Raw genomic sequence first — 15,953 nt, 5'->3', positions numbered from 1 at the left:
GGTGTTCATAACATTCGCCATTGGTCTTTCAGCGGAATGATCCGGATGCCAATAAATCAAGGAGAGGTGCTCGAGTGGTTGAAGAGGCACGCCTGGAAAGCGTGTATACGTCAAAAGCGTATCACGGGTTCGAATCCCGTTCTCTCCGCAACCGGAAAAATATGACTGCTATATTTAATCTGTTTTTTTAGTCTTTAAATGATGAAAAGGTTGTTTGCGAATCTTGCGATGGCAAGTGTCTTTTCGTTTTGTGCGATAGTTGCAGTTGCACAGGATACGGTGAGTTTGGTCCCTTCACAAGTGGAAGGAATTGCGGCCGATTCGCCGGAGAGTGGGGCTGCAGGCCTGTTGCAGACAATGGAGGAGAGGTTTGTTGAAGGGAATGTGTTTTTTATGTCCCTTATATGTCTGATCTTGTTGGCCGGACTGATTTTGAGCATTGAACGTGTGATTTTCCTGAATTTGTCAAATGTCAATGCCAAGAAACTGTTGTCCCGGTTGGAAGATGCGCTGGAAAAGGGCGATATAGAAGGTGCCCGGAATATTTGCAGCAACACGCGCGGCCCTGTTGCTGCGGTTTGCTATCAGGGGCTTTCCCGTATTGACGAAAGTCCTGATGTGGTTGAACATACCGCTAATATTTATGCCAAAATACAGATAAATCGTTTGAAGAAAGGGTGTTCGTGGATTGCGTTGCTGTTCAAGATCGCTCTGATGTTGGGCTTTATCGGTATGGTAGGCGGTTTGGTGGTGGCTCTTGATGCAGTGCAGGAGTCGGGTGAGGCTACGCTGATGATTATGGCTGGCGGAATAAAGATGGCTTTGATCACTTTGGCTTCCGGTCTGGTCGTTTATTTGCTGCTGAAGATTCTTTACAGTTTTATTCAGGCTAAGATTGAAAACCTTTCAAATCAGGTGAAGGACGCTTTCATAACGCTGTTTGACATGATAATGAAATACAATCTGAAGTATAAAAAGTGACGTGCTTCATTGAATTGGAAAGATACAGAAACACGAAGGTGCAGAGTTTCTTCCGGTCAAAGGAATAAGGCTCTATCCTTCGTGTTTCTGTGTTCTTGTTTGCCTGTCTGTCAAATGCCTGTATCTACAGGGTTCTCGTCGGGGAATAGCGGGCTGTACAGGATGGTTCGTTTCAGGATCTGCAGTTTGCCGTCCTTCACATATTCTTCCCCCCGTTCGGACAGATGCTGTACCATGGCTTGGCGCAGTTCGAGCAGTTTGGTTCGATAAGCCTTTTCTTCCGCTACGTCCTTCAGCTCATGCGGGTCTTTTTCCAGATCGAACAATTCTTCTTTTCCGCTATGGAAACGCCAGATGTATTTGATCTTTCCATCAGTCAGCGCACACCAGTAATTGTCGGGACTGTAACACGTGGCATGTTCCATGTCGATGTACCGCCGCCACGATGATGCATCTCCTTTCATGAGTTGGAAGAGTGATTGTCCGTCCATGTCTGACGGTGCGCATCCTCCTCCTGCTTCTAAGAATGTGGGCAGCAGATCGCGCAGTTCTACAGGGTTCTCCACTTTCGTGCCTTTGGGAAAATGATAGCGGGCCGGCCATTTGACGATGTAGGGAATATGCGACGATCCTTCATACGGGTAGGTTTTTCTCCAGTGATGGTGGTCGCCGAGCATATCGCCGTGGTCTGATACATAGCAGATGAGCGCGTTCTCATACATTCCTTCTTCTTTCAGCGCCTGAATGATTCTGCCAATTTCCTCATCAACGAAAGTGACATTAGCATAATAGTGGCGTCGGGAATTTTTGGCATACTCTTCGCCGAAATTGCCGAATGCAGCATCATGTGCTGCCGTATCCGGATCGGACGGAAGAGCGTACGCTTCTTCTTCGCACCATTCTCCTATGTATGGAGCAGGAACATCCCGCCCGTTATACAGATCCATAAGCCGTTGGGGCGGATCATAAGGACTGTGCGGCCGGGCAAAGGATATTTTCAGAAACAGCGGTTGCCCGTTTCCGTGTTTATAGTTCCGGATCATTTCCAGAGCCGTTTCAGCAGTCCATGCTGTCGGGTGCAGTTTTTCCGGCAGTTTATATACGGCCGCTCCATGGTCGTTCCATCCCAATCCTGTGGAATCAGGATTTAATCCGGGCGCATGCATCTGAAACCACAAATGGTAGTCGCTGATGAAATCTTCTGTTTCCACCCTTCCGCTTTCGTCTATCAGCGTTCCGTGGAATCCGTGCAATGCCTTTTGGGGAAACCAGTGCATTTTCCCGATTCCGAAAGTGTAATAGTCAAGCTCCCGCAGCATACGGGGCATTTCATAGTGGTAGCGGCTTCCCACTCGTCCGTATCCGAGCATCCCATGATGCCAGGGCGACATTCCTGTCAGCAGCCCCGCTCTTGCAGGCGTGCTGCTGGGGGCTGAGGTGTATGCATTAGTGAATAGCGTTCCGTCTTGTGCCAGTGCATCCATATTGGGAGTTATGACAGACGGGTTTCCCATGCAGTTCATGGCATCTCCCCGATGCTGGTCGGACACAATCAGTATGATGTGAGGCTTTTGTGCGGCAAGAGGAATCTGTATTCCTGCGCAAGCACCGGCTGTCAGTGCCAGAATTGACTTGAAGGCTATATTTGCAGGCATGGCATGTTGTTTTAATTCTCGGTGAACTGAAAATTGTAGGCTGTTGTTGCTCCGGCATAGATCGGATCAGTTGAGGGATGGTGCTCTATGGAGTACTTTTTCCCGGAAACTGTGATGTCAATCCGTATGCTTTGTCCCGTCTGTCCTGGATCGGCGACATGCAGCACCGGTTTTCCGCCGGATATTTTCTTTACCATCAGTGCGCACGGCTTGTCCGTCTTTACTTTGAAGTTTCCGTCAGCCAGTTCTCCTGGCTGATAGAAGATGGCCTGATACAGGTTCAACGATCTGTTGCAGACAGCCTGTATTTGTTTTGTATTTGACAGAATCCTAACATTGTCCGCTTTCTGATAAGCCTGCATTTCAGATGCTGTTCCTTTGCCCGGCACTACAATATAGGCATAAGTGGCGTTCTGGGGATGCTTTCTATGCTCGAATCCGATCGTGAATACTTTTTTCTTTATATTTTCTTTTCGGTTGACGCTGTTGTTTATGGCATACCAGTTTCCCGACTGATTTTTGTGGCTGATGAAGATTGTCCCGCCTTCTGGAAACAAGTATCCGATGTTGTCGTGGACAGCCCAGTCAATGCCGGCGCTTCTTTCTTGCCCTAAGGACAAAGACGAAACCTGTTCGTCATATGCATACAGCGGTTCGTCTGTTGATGCCAGGCATTGGTTGACTGTCGTTTGGACCTCAGATTCGGAGGTTGAACTTATGCCCGATCCCAGGCATACCACTTCATCATCGAAAAAGAACCATGCTTTATGGGCTCCAGTGTTGATTCCTTTGTAATTGTCCGTGTAAACGTATGCTGTAGCTCCGTAAAGGCTGTCCGACACTCCTCCGGCAAAAGTGGAGGTTCCCGGCGTTTGCCAGTCGCTTATAGCAAAAGGTATGGAGTCAAGCTGAGGGGCAGTCACTCCCGGAATCCGTGTCCAGTTCCATACGGGAAAAATGCCGTCATATTCGTTTCCTCTTCTGACGATGTTCGTGCAGCCGTCGGAAACGAAGTAAGTTTTCAGGTTTTCTCCATTTCCATACTCCAGGCGAGAAGTGCGGGTGGAAGTCATGCGGACATCAAAGGTATATGCCGGCCGCACATGCAATGTGTAGTCGCCCTTGAAATAATGCGTATGGCTTGGAGTTACCTGATATTCGGCAGGCTTTTTGCCTTGCAGCCGTTCAACAATAGCTTTGTATTCATCTTTATGCGACGGATCCAGTTCGATCATCCGGCTTGCGAAAAGTGCTGTTGCCGATTTGTTGGGTACTCCGGGCCGGCTGACACTCCGTCCCATTGCATCGAACAGCATGTATTGTCCGCGGATAGTCCGGTAATAAGTTTCGCGCATGAATTTGCTGACAATATCCAGCTTGTCTTTGGGGAGCGCATATTGTGTACCTTTCGTGTACATGGCAACCTGTGTGATTCCTTTCAGAATCTCATCGCCGTATCCTCCGATGTATAGCTGGCGCCCGTGCTGGAAATAGCTGTTGTCGTATTGGAATCCTTCTTCGGTGGTATAGACGATCGGATTATAAACGTTTTCCAGCGCCTTCTTCAGATCCGCCTCGTTGCGTGACAGGCATGAACGGTAAATCCAGTGCAAGGCAATGTCCGTCCGGTTGGCTCCTGTCCATTTGGCCGGGTCGCCTCCATCTGTCCTGATACGGTCGAGAATCCGTTTTTCCAGGTCGGCCGGGATCTGTCTGGCTCCTGTTCTCATTTGTATGAGGAGCACTCCCAGCTTTTGCGGTTCGGCTATTTGGTTATACCACCAGTTGTGGCACCAGGGGTTTCTTTGGTGCCAGAATTCGAGTCCCTTTACTATTTTTTCATACAGCGCATTGTCTTTGTAGTATTTGTTTTGAGGGTTTGTGTAGGCAAATACAAAGTCATAGATACGGTCGATATGTACCAGGGGCGGCCAGTTGGTGCGTTGGATACTGGCATAGTCTACATCTGCAAACGAACCGTCTTTATCGTTGTATTCCTTCAGTATTTCGTCGATTGACGGATTGGCGGCAAAGTCTTTGCGGATTTTCTGCATTAATGTTTCAAACTCATCGTTGTTTGCTGTGCTTTCGGCGTAGGCCTGTTTTCCTGAACAGATGGCTATTAGTAGGATAATCAGAGGTAAGCAGTAGGTTTTCATAAGTGTTTTTAAGGATGTTTTGTAAGCCTCTTTTCGGGAGGGGAGTTATTTGAAGACTTGTTTCATCGGCCGTCCGATCCATACTTGAGGCTGTTTGAGGCCGAATATATAGGCAATGGTAGAAGCGACGTCATACTGCATCATGCTTTCGCTGAACTCTCCGCCTTTCTTTACATTCTTTCCGCAGATGATGAATGGAGTTTCCATTTCCTGCATTGTTTTTCCTCCATGGCCTTTGTTTATGCCTCCGTGGTCGGCTGTGATGATGAAGATTGTTTCGTCAAACATTCCTGCATCTTTGACAGCCTGTACGATACGTGCTACGTATGTGTCCAGTTCATTCAGTTTGGCATAATATTCGGGGGTATCGTGTCCGGCTGCATGGCCCACGTGATCCGGGTTGTCAAAACATACGGCAAGCAGGACGGGAGTTTTTTCTTTGATGTATTTCTCTGCCATGCCGCACAGTGCTTCCGGATGTTTGTTATAGTCGGGCGCTTGTGCATGGTAGTCCAGAGCCAGCGTATCTGCGAGATATTTGATGCCTTCCCATTCATAAAGGCAGCCTATCTCCGCTTCCGGACGAGCTTTGTGCAGCAGATAGAATATGGTAGGAAATATGCCGTTTTCGGTCACTTCGCGCGAAGGAAGTTCCGGCACTTTTGATCCCCATTGTGTATATCCGTGCAGTTCAGGTCCTGCCCCCATGAACATGGAAGCCCAGTTGATGGCACTTGAAGACGGAAGGGCGGAGCGTTTTTTCAGTGTATAGCATCCCTCATTCATCATTTTTCTGATGTTTGGAATTTCTGCTTTCGATACGCTGTAGGCTCCCCAACCGTCCAAACCTATCAGTACTACGTGTTTTGCTTTTTCTGCGGCCTGTCCGGATAAAAGGAAGGAAAGAGCCGTGATTAAAAATAAAAAAGTTTTTTTCATGGCAATGATATAATTAATTGTTTTCCTATGTGTAGGCGAATTTAAAAAGAATAAACTTTCTTTACAATCAAAGAGCCTGTCCAAATCCCTTGAGTTAAACAATATTTAACTTTGGTTGAACGGATTCGGACAGGCTCTTGAAGTTATGGGCGGATTGTGCTCCGCTTTTCAGCTGTTATTTGCCGGGTTGTTATTGCCAGTTCGGGTTCTGCTTCAGATTCGTGTTGGCACTGATGGCATCCAATGGTATCGGACGGAGATAGTCTTTATTCGGGTCGAATGAACGCTTGTCGGCTGCATAGTTTGTGCCTCCGTATGCGTCGACATATTGTTTGCCGTCTTCTGCAACGAATACATATACCGGATTCTCACCTTCATTAGAAGAGCCAGCTTTAGTGATATTTCCGTCATAACGCGGATCGTTGAAGTCCGCATCTTCCAGACGCATTCCCAATACACGGTCTTTCAGTTTGTCGCCCCATGCCCAGCGCATCAGATCCTGATAGCGCAGGAACTCGAAGCTCAGTTCCACACGGCGTTCGCGACGGATTTCAATGATAAGATTGTCAAGGCCATATTTTGCATACTTGGGGTCTGCTACCGGTGTAGTTGTCAGATGAGGCATATCTACACGATCACGCAACTTGTTGACCGTTTCGTCCAAAACAGTTTGGTCGCATTTACCCAGTTCGGCCATAGCTTCGGCATAGTTCAGCAGGACTTCTGCATAGCGGAATATAGGATAATCCTGAGTTTCGTTGCCGAATCCTTTCTTGTCTTGCTCACGGATATAGTATTTGATTGTGTGATAACCGGTCAGCGAAGGCCAGTTGGTCATGTTGCCAAGTCGCGGATAGGTGAATTTTCCCAAGTTGGCATCCTCAAACAATTCTTTGGCTGCGTCATTCCCGGGAGCAAGGAAGGTTTGTGTCAGGCGAGGGTCACGGTTGGCAAATTCCTGTTCAGGTGTGTCGTTGTTATAGCCGGGGGCTACAGCAATCGGCAGTGCCTGGTTGGATGCTTTGTCAACGTATAAGAAGTCATCCACGAAGTCTTTGGTACCCCCGTTGCGCAAATTTACTGTATAGCCACACATGCGGTGCATCAACATGCCGTTTTCGTATCTGCGGTAGAAGATAACCTCGTCTGATAATGTAGACAAATCATCGGTTGTAAATAATGCCGTATAGTCTTCGTTGACATTTCCGGTGTCGTGGATGCTGTAGCCCAAATCCTTGATTTCGTTGTATGCGTTTACGCATTCCTGAAGAAATGAGTCGCCGTCCGTCAGGTTCAGTTCGGGATGATACTTGCGGTAAGTGCCTTCATACAGGCAGATGCGGCTTTTCAGTGCCAATGCCGCACCTTTTGTTACACGGTTTTCTCCCCAGTTGTCTGCCGGAAGATAAGTGGAGGCATCGTTGATGTCCGTCAGCACCTGCTTCATTACGTCAGCACGTGAAGTACGTTCGCCGTACAGTTCGGGAGAGTCTGTATTCAGCGGGGTTGTAATCAACGGAACATCTCCGTAGTTCTGCACCATATAGAAGTAGAACCATGCACGGAAGAAGAGTGCTTCTCCCAGATAAGGCTGTTTGGCTGTTTCGTCTGCCTGTACTTTTTCGTAATTGGCGAGGAATACATTGATACGGCGCAGCAGTGTCCAGTTCCATGCACAATAGTTTGTTCCTCCGTTGCCGACAGTTTCACGTCCGGCTGCCAAAGTGGCGGCCCATGACTGGTTGCTGTCCATCGTTGCAAAGTTGTCTGACATAGCTTCCATTGTATAAGGACCGGCAAGCTTTACACTCCACGGATCGCTGTTATAACCTATCATGAACAGATAGCTTCCGTTGTTCCCGGCTTCGTTGTAAATCCCATTGCAATAAGCTTCCAGATCTTCTGTGGTGTTCCAGAAGGCTTCGTCATTCAAGTCATTAGTCGGAGTACGGTCTAGAAAAGAATCATTGCATGATGCCACTCCCAGTGCCGCTGCTCCCATTATCATATATTTATAGAATCGTTTCATCTCTGTTTGTTTTTAGAAGGTTAAGTTAACTCCGATAGAATAAGTTCTCATAAACGGATAAACCATGGCACCGTTTCCTGTTACGGCTTCCGGGTCATACGGACCTTTGATTTTGCTGATATAGAACAAGTTTTCTCCGCTCACATAGACTGTAGCATTCGTCAGGAACGCTTTGCTGATCCAGCGTTTCGGCAGGTTCCATCCGATGGTCAGGTTTTTCAGGCGGCAATAAGAAGCGTCCTGCAAATAACGGTCAGTTCTTGCCACGCGGTTACGGTTGTCCGTAGCGCGGGGAATTGGCAGGTATGCATCTGGATTTTCGGGCGACCAGGAGTCTTCCACATGCCATTTCTGTACGTTATAGTATTGGGTGGCTGCCGGCCAGAAAGCGTTTCCGCTGAACCATGCGTCACGTTTGCCGATTCCCTGGAAGAAGATATTCATGTAGAAATCTTTGTAGGTGAGGTTGGCGGTGATACCGTACTGGTAGCGTGGTGTTGTGTTGCCGATGATAACTTGATCGCCGTGGTCTGACAATGTTCCTGAACCCGGAGTGATAGCTTTGTCACCGTTCTGATCCTTAAACTTGATGTCACCTGCTCCCCAGTCCACATTCTTTATTTTTGACTGGTCGTGCCAGTTGGCAGCTTCTTCATCACTTTGGAACAAGCCTTCTGTTTCATATCCCCAGAGTTCACCTATTTTGCTTCCTACATAGTGGGTAGAGATGTCACCTGTCGGGTTGTTATACTTTGTAATTTCGGCTTGAGAGTCAGACAATATAAGTCCCAGTTCATAGCTGAAGTCCCGGCCTATTTTGTCTCTCCACTTCATCGAGAGTTCCCATCCTCGAGTCTTCAGCTCGGCAGAGTTGGCGGGAGGAGCTGTAGCTCCCAATACATCCGGATAGGAAGTTCTGATCAGCATGTCTGATGTGGTACGCACATAATAGTCGAAACTCATATCAAGACGCTGTTGCAGGATAGTCAGGTCAAGACCGGCATTTACGGTCGAAACCTTTTCCCAGGTAAGGTCTGAGCTGACCAGATTTCCTGGATTGATTACGGTGGCGTATGTACTTCCCAGCATCCAGTTTGTCGATGTTCCGCTGCTCATGAACGGAATGTACGGATAATAGCGTGTGTTTCCGCTCCAGTCACTGGAAGAAATCATCTGGTTGCCCAGCACACCGTAAGAAGCGCGGACTTTCAGGTTGTCCAGCCACGAACGGGTGTTCTTCATGAATTTCTCTTCGCTGATGCGCCATGCTGCCGAGAATGAGGGAAGAAATACGAAACGGTTGTCTGACGGGAAGCGTGAGGTACCGTCATAACGTCCGTTGAACTCAAACAGGTAACGGTCGTTGTAAATGTAGTTCAGACGGAAGAATCCGCCGCGCAAAGCCCATTCGTAGCCGTTCTGTGACGTTTCATGGTTGCCGGAACCTAAACTTAAGGTAGGCAGTTGTTCATTCAGTATGTTGTAGCGTCTTCCGCTGAAAGTGGAATATTTGGTCAGCTCCTGGTTGAAACCGATCATGGCTTTCAGGTAATGTTTTCCTCCAAAGGTGTGCTCATAATCCGTGTAGGCATTGAACGAATAGTAGCTGGTGTTGTAGTTGGTCATCTCGAACCAGTTTTCCGTAGTTTCGCCGTTGGTCGTTTCAAATGAACCGTCGAAGAAAGTCAGCGGTTTCGAGTGGTCTGATTCTTTCTGATAGTTGAGGTTATAGTTGAAGTCGACATGCGCTTTCCATCCTTTCAGTATGTCGAAGTCTGCCGAAGCGGTCAGCCAAACGTCATGCTCGTCAGTCTTGTTTCTTCCGGCATCCTGTAAGATCTTATACGGGTTGTTCATCATGTACATGCCTTCAAACTGGTCAAGCTCCGGATAGCGCGGGTCTTTCTGCCATGCGTCGATGAAGTCGGTTGGCTGGCTGAACACCACGCGTTCCCAGATATCTTTGCTTTGGTAAGTGTGCGGTTTGTCATTGGTGCTGTAATTATACAATGCCTTGAAGCCCAGTTTCATCCATTTGGTGGTCTGGTTCTCTACGTTGATGCGTGTGTTCAGTTGTTTGAAGCTGTCATCGCCTACTTTGTAGAGTCCTCCCTGGTCCAGATAGCCGACGGAAGTATAGAAGCGGGTTTTTTCGCTTCCTCCGGTGATGTTGATGTTATGGCGTTGGGTGAAAGATGTCTTTTTGATCATCTTGTCGCGGAAGTTGGAGTATCCGTAGTAGTAAAGCTGTCCGTCAATCACTTCGTATGCCGGATTATTTGCAGGGTCAGCCTCATACGCTTTCATTTTTTCTATTACGTCTGCGCGGTATTTGGTTGCTACATTGCCGTTCAGACAGGCTTCATTCATCCATTCGGCGAATTGCGACTGGCTTTCAATGAACTCAGGCATGACAGAAGGCTGGGCGAAAGAAAAGTTGCCCGAATAACTTACGCTTGTCTTTTCAACCTTTTGCGGGCTCTTTGTGGTTACCAGAATTACACCAAATGCTGCACGTACACCGTAGATGGCGGAAGCGGCGGCATCCTTTAATACTGTTACATTGGCGATGTCATTTGGGTTAACCAGGTCAAGGCTCATTTCCACACCGTCTACGAGCACTAGCGGGCTGCCTCCATTGATGGATGTCGTACCGCGTACGTTGATTGAGGCAGCCTGTCCCGGCTCACCGCTGCTGTTTGTAATCTGAAGATTAGGAATAGTACCTTGGAGAGCACTCGTCGTGCTGGTGATGGGACGACTTTCTAACACTTTCGAGTCGATTTGTCCGATAGAACCCGTAAGGTTCACTTTTTTCTGCGACCCATATCCTACAACAACAACTTCATCCAGCGTTTCGTTGTCTTCCTGCATTTTTATTTGATAAAGGTTGCGGCTGTCCACTGTAATTTCCTGAGTTACATAGCCGATGTAGGAGATTTGCAGAATAGCGCCGTCGGGTACATTGTTTAGTGTGAAGTTTCCGTCCATATCGGTAATCATTCCGTTCTTTGTGCCTTTTATAAGGACATTGGCACCTATCACCGGACCGAAATTGTCTGTTACCGTACCTTTGATGGTTCTGCCTTTCTGTGTGATGATTTGCACATCGTTCAATCCGGATATGGCTCCGTTGCTTGCAGGACTTGCTGCCATACCTGCACCATACAGTGTGCATAAGGTGCAGAGTAAAATCCTTCTTTGAGGATTTAGAAGATTTCTTCGTTTCTTCATAAGGATGAATAGATATTAAGTTAAACAAAAAATGTAGGCGAGAAGGCTCGTCTTTCTATTGCCGGCCGAACTCTTTCTATTCGCAAAAAAATGCGGAAATTTTTAAAAGTGCTCAACTTTTAGCTTTTGTTGTGCTGCAAAAGTAATGAATTTTGAATACTACAAATATTTCGGTATGGGAATTATGGTACACAAATGTCTTTACGGATGATATTAGCATCTTCTTCGGACGTTTTGGTCACATTGGGTAGTCAAATCATTTTTAATACCTTCAGATTCGGCTTTATTTTTTGATGCCTGCAGTTTTGAGGGGCGGATGAGTTTTTTGAAGGTTCGGCAGGATTGCAGTTTGTTTTCGGACGAAAAAGGCTTTGATTTTCTGTTTGTATGCCTTTATGTTTTACGTTCCAGCCTTCCAGTATGCTGGACTGTAAAGTTTGCGGATTGTCCGGACTTCTTCCGGGAGGGAGGTCATAAAAATTGCGGCTCCCGAAACCGTGCAGGAGTTAAGGAAGCCGCAGGTTAAAAGAGATTTCTGTGAAGTTCTTTTGTTTTTGACACAGCCCCATGAGTTTTATTCTTCTTTTCTGCTGCGCACGTTCTGCGGTGTGATTCCGAAAAACGTCTTGAACTGTTTGCTGAAATAACGGGGAGAAGAGAATCCCAGTCTTGAGGCTATTTCCGACACGTTGAGTTCCGGATGCTCCTTCAATAGGGCCATGGCTTCTTCCATCTTGATTTTTACCATGAACTCGTTGGGGGGAAGGCCGACAAGCTGCTTGAATTTGGTATACAGCTTGCTCCGTCCCATGCAGAGCGAATTGGCCAGAGCCGTTACATCGAATTCCTGGTTGGTAAAGTTTTCGCGTATGATGTCGATACACCTCTGAAGCAGCTTTCTGTCGGATTCGCTGATGGCTTCTTCTGCTGTGGTTTCCAGAACCGCTTTGTTACTGCAATAAGCCATCAGTCTGCTCTTGTTCTTCAGCAGATTGCGGCAGCGGGCTTGCAGCACGCTGACATCAAACGGCTTGACTATGTAGTCGTCGGCTCCGAAGCGGAAGGCTTCTATTTTCTGTTCGCTCGAACTTTGTCCTGTAAGCAGGATGACGGAAACGTGGGCCAGTTCCACGTTGTTCTTTATCCTGTAGCACAGTTCCTTTCCCGAAATGTCCGGCAGTGTGACGTCGCAGATAATCAGATCCGGTTGGAGCTGGTGCGCCTTTTCCCATCCTTTTTGTCCGTCATTGGCTATATATAGGTGGTAGGTTGCATCAAAAGCGTCCTTGAGTATGGAGCATAGTTCACGGTCGTTTTCAATCAGCAGTAAGACAGGCTTGCTGTCGTTTGCATCATCTGCATCATCGCTTTCCTCATCAGCTTCATTGTCATAGTCGTTTTCTTCCAGTATGCTTGTGAGCGCGAGTGATTTCTTATCATCAGCTATTACGGCAGGCTCTTCGTCTGCATACGCCAGTTCCTCTTGGCTGAAGCAGGTTTCTCTTAGCGGCAGTGTGATGGTGAATCGGGTGCTGTTTCCTTCTTCGCTGGAAACATCAATTGTTCCATGGTGGAGTTCGATGATGTTTTTTGCGACAGACAGACCGATTTCCGTGACTACATTGAGGTTTCCCGGTGTGTCTTCCGCCTGATAAAACTGCTCGAATACATGTCTGATGGCCTTTTCTGAAACCTCTGTGCCGGCATATGTTACCGTAATGATTCCCTCGTCCTTTATTTTCTGTACTTCTACGTCAATCCACCCTTTGGAGGATGTGTATCTTAAAACGCACATGAGCAGGTTTGAGATGACTTTTTTCATCTGAACAGGATCTATCCATGCTGTAAGAGGCTCGGATTGCGCCTTGACTTTCATGTTTATTTCTTTTTCCCGGGCATATTCGGAGAATGGCTGGCAAGCTTTCCGTATAAAGTCTGTGAGGTCAAGCGCCCGTACCTTTAAGGCAAGCCCTCCCTGTTCCTGTTTGCGGAAATCCATCAGCTCAGAGATCAGCCTGCGCATTTCGAGCGCGTTCCTGTAGATGCGCGACAGTTTGTTGCGCACACTGTTGCCGATTTCGTCTGTCTGGATTAAAGTTTCCAGTTGTCCCAGGATCAGCGTCAGCGGGGTTCTGAACTCATGCGACACGTTTGTGAAGAAGTTTATTTTCAGTTGGTTTATTTCTTCTATGTGCCTCTTTTCATTTTTTGCTATGTCGAGCGATGTGCGCAGCCTTGTCTGCCGGATTATGAACGACAGGATGACAGAAAGAATGCCTCCTGCTATACATATATATATAATGTAGGCCCATGTGCTGGCATAGAATGGAGGCGCGATGTGGATTTTCAGGCTGGCCTCCAGAGGAGAAGAATCCCCTGCCGTCAGCGGTCGCACCCTCAGCGTATAGTTTCCGGGAGCCAGATGGGTGTATGTGATTTTGTTTCCCTGCATCCGGTTCCAGCTTTCGTCGAATCCTTTTAAGGTATATTCAAATCCGGAGTGTATGTTCTCCAGATAATCGAACGTCGCTATTTCGATTGCGATGTTGTTTTGGCTGTGTTTCAGATTGAGCTTGTCTGTTTTTCCTAATATGGCGGAAAGTATGCCGTCACCGTTTTCCGGCTGCACTTCACGACTGAAGATGAAGAGACGGTCGAAATGAGGCTTCAGAGGCTTCAGTTCGGTATTCTCTTTTTTCAGGACAGCCAGGCCGTTGTTTCCTCCGATATAAAGGGTTCCTTTCCTGTCCCTGAACAGGCAGGAGCTGTTGTTGTAGCTTTGGTTGAAAAGACGGAAGGTGTTCTCCACAACTTCTGTCTGCGTATTGAAGAGGGAAGCGCCTTTGCCGTGAATCAGATACAGGCAATTGTTCTGTTTGGCCTCCCCGATATAGTAGCAGAAACCGCTTGGAAGGCTGTACTGCTTGAACTTGTCTTCTTTTCGCTGGTAGCGGAACAGGCCTGCCCCTGCGCTTCCTACGAAGATATCTCCGTAGCGGTCTTCAAATATATGGGTGATTTCTCCCAGCGAGAGAGGAGCCGACTGGTATTGGGATATGTGCGACGTGGTAAGGTCGACGCAGACGACTCCGCCTTTCGACAGTCCCAGCCACAAGCGGTTGTGCTTGTCGAGCAAGAACGTTTCGTATGCATACGGGCGTCTGAGCACTTTTCTGACTTCGGGGTTCTGGCTGACATCGGAAAATTGTTCGTTTTCCCGGTTCATGTACACCAGCCCTCCTTGAGTCAGGACAAGCAGCCCCTTCTGATAGGGCTGTATCTGATTTACGATGTTGTTTGGCAGAGAATGCGGGTCGCCTTTTGTATGCTGCAAGGTATGTCCCTGTTTCGTGCGGACGTTCAGCACGTACAGGCCTCCCAAATGGGTGCCGGTATAAAGCGTTTCTGTTTCCGGATGGAAATAGATGGATTTCAGGTTGTTGCTTCCAATGCTGTGCGGGTCTTCGTCTTTGTGCATGTAGTGCGTGAACTTTCCCGACCGGATATCCAGGCAGTTGAGTCCTCCTCCTTCGGTACATATCCAAAGGTTCCCGTCGTTGTCTTCCGTCATTTTGCCTATCACGGAAAAGTTGAGCCAGTCTTTTCTGAGCGGATTGGCGTAGTAGAAATAGTTGTTGTCTTTTCCCGGATTGAAAACATTCACTCCCCCGAAATAAGTTCCTACCCATATGTTTCCGTCCTTATCCTTGTAAAGCGTGAGTATGGAGTTGTGGCTCAGTGTGTTCGGCGAATCTCCAAAGTCGGAGTAGTGGCTCCACGAGTCGCTTCCGGGCTGGTAGCAGTCTAGTCCCCGGTAGGTTCCTATCCAGATGTTTCCCTTGTTGTCTTCCGTGAAGCAGCGTATCTGGTTGTGGGATACTTGTCCGGACGAGCTGTCGTAGCGGATGATGCTGCGGGAAGGGGACAGCCGGTGCACTCCGTTCCAGGTTCCTACCCATATGTTTTCGCTTTTGTCGACATACAGGCATTGCGTGTCGCCTTTGAAAGTGGCGAGCGTTTTCTGCGCGGAAGGAGATTTGCGCGGGATGGCGTATAGCTTTATCGGACTCAGTGCCCAGACCGTGTCCTTCTGGACGTAAAGATGGGTGGCCTGATACGACGTTTCGGCAAATCGGGCGAACAGTTCCGGCTTTTCGCTTTCCTGCTTATAGAAATAGATGCCGTCTTTGGATGCTGTCCATAGCGTGTCTTTCTCGCAGAAAATGCTTCTTATGTCTTGGGCAAACAGACGGAATTTTTCCTTGCTGATGTCGAATTCCGTTGCCGTTCCTTGTGAAAGCAGGTAGATTTTTCCTTGTTTGTTGCCGCACAGCTGGTCGATTCCGCCTGAGGAGAGGCTCAGAAGGCTGTCCGGAAGAGAGTATGTCTTGACGCTGGTTCCGTTGTAGCGGCTCAGTCCTTCAGCTGTTCCGATCCATACGGCTCCTGTTTCATCCTGATAGATTGCCTGTGTACGCACTTGCGACAGTCCGTCCTCTGTCCCCAGATGCTTGAAGTAGAGGTTTTGAGCTTTCATGGTGATGGTACACAGGATGGCAAGTAGGATTAGCGTTGTCTTTTTCATGTCTTTAGGCTTACTTTAACATGTTTGCAAAATTACGGAAAAAAATTGTGACGGCATATTCGCTTCTGAAAAAATGCGCCCGGGGCGTGTGCCCGGGCTTTCTGCGCATCCGGCCGTAACGGACGGCGAAGTCTTCTGTATCTCTAGCCTGAAGATATATGTCTTTAGGCTGAATATATGTATCTTTAGTCTGGAGATGTATATCTCTAGACTGGAGATGCAGGATTTGACGCGGTGCGGAGGCGGAAGCATTGCCGGAAAACCGTCAGAATGTGCTTGCGCGTGCCGGAATGTACGGACCGGGAATGGGGAGCGGAACGAGGAAAACAGTCCGGTGGAATGTCATTCTTCTTCTCCGGAGGATGCAGGTA

Annotated in this window: 7 protein-coding genes and 1 tRNA gene; 2 read left to right on the top strand and 6 right to left on the bottom strand. The window is 47.9% G+C overall.

Annotated features, from left to right (window positions below; genetic code table 11):
* The first annotated feature begins 60 nt into the window (after positions 1–60).
* Together NW212_RS07815 and NW212_RS07810 are read left to right on the top strand one after the other, a co-directional pair.
* Positions 61–148 (top strand) — tRNA-Ser (locus NW212_RS07815).
* A gap of 53 nt (positions 149–201) precedes the next feature.
* Positions 202–981 (top strand): MotA/TolQ/ExbB proton channel family protein, encoded by a 780-nt coding sequence (locus NW212_RS07810; RefSeq protein ID WP_258338092.1) that lies wholly within the window; start codon positions 202–204, stop codon positions 979–981.
* A 110-nt stretch (positions 982–1,091) separates the two neighbouring features.
* Here the strand turns inward: NW212_RS07810 and NW212_RS07805 are convergent, their stop codons facing one another.
* From NW212_RS07805 to NW212_RS07780, 6 genes are all read right to left on the bottom strand, one after another.
* The gene (locus NW212_RS07805) at positions 1,092–2,636 is read right to left on the bottom strand and encodes an arylsulfatase (protein ID WP_258338091.1); all 1,545 of its coding nucleotides are present in this window, start codon (positions 2,634–2,636) and stop codon (positions 1,092–1,094) included.
* 11 nt (positions 2,637–2,647) lie between these two features.
* The gene (locus NW212_RS07800; protein WP_258338090.1) at positions 2,648–4,795 is read right to left on the bottom strand and encodes a polysaccharide lyase 8 family protein; all 2,148 of its coding nucleotides are present in this window, start codon (positions 4,793–4,795) and stop codon (positions 2,648–2,650) included.
* A gap of 45 nt (positions 4,796–4,840) precedes the next feature.
* On the bottom strand, positions 4,841–5,734 hold the full coding sequence (locus NW212_RS07795) for an alkaline phosphatase (RefSeq protein ID WP_258338089.1): 894 nt from the start codon (positions 5,732–5,734) through the stop codon (positions 4,841–4,843).
* 190 nt (positions 5,735–5,924) lie between these two features.
* Positions 5,925–7,763: a RagB/SusD family nutrient uptake outer membrane protein gene (locus tag NW212_RS07790; RefSeq protein WP_258338088.1), complete on the bottom strand. Its 1,839-nt coding sequence runs from the start codon at positions 7,761–7,763 to the stop codon at positions 5,925–5,927.
* A 12-nt stretch (positions 7,764–7,775) separates the two neighbouring features.
* Positions 7,776–10,919, bottom strand: coding sequence for a TonB-dependent receptor (locus NW212_RS07785; RefSeq protein ID WP_258338087.1), 3,144 nt, complete (start codon positions 10,917–10,919; stop codon positions 7,776–7,778).
* Positions 10,920–11,571: 652 nt separating this feature from the next.
* Positions 11,572–15,582, bottom strand: a complete 4,011-nt coding sequence (locus NW212_RS07780) for a hybrid sensor histidine kinase/response regulator transcription factor (RefSeq protein ID WP_258338086.1) — start codon at positions 15,580–15,582, stop codon at positions 11,572–11,574.
* Between the last annotated feature and the right edge of the window lie 371 nt (positions 15,583–15,953).

It is taken from the genome of Bacteroides sp. ET225, assembly GCF_024733745.1.
In the GTDB taxonomy this organism is placed as follows: Bacteria; Bacteroidota; Bacteroidia; order Bacteroidales; family Bacteroidaceae; genus Phocaeicola; species Phocaeicola excrementipullorum.
The sequence above is the reverse complement of the archived record's forward strand: the minus strand, read 5'-3'. Positions and strand labels throughout refer to the sequence as shown.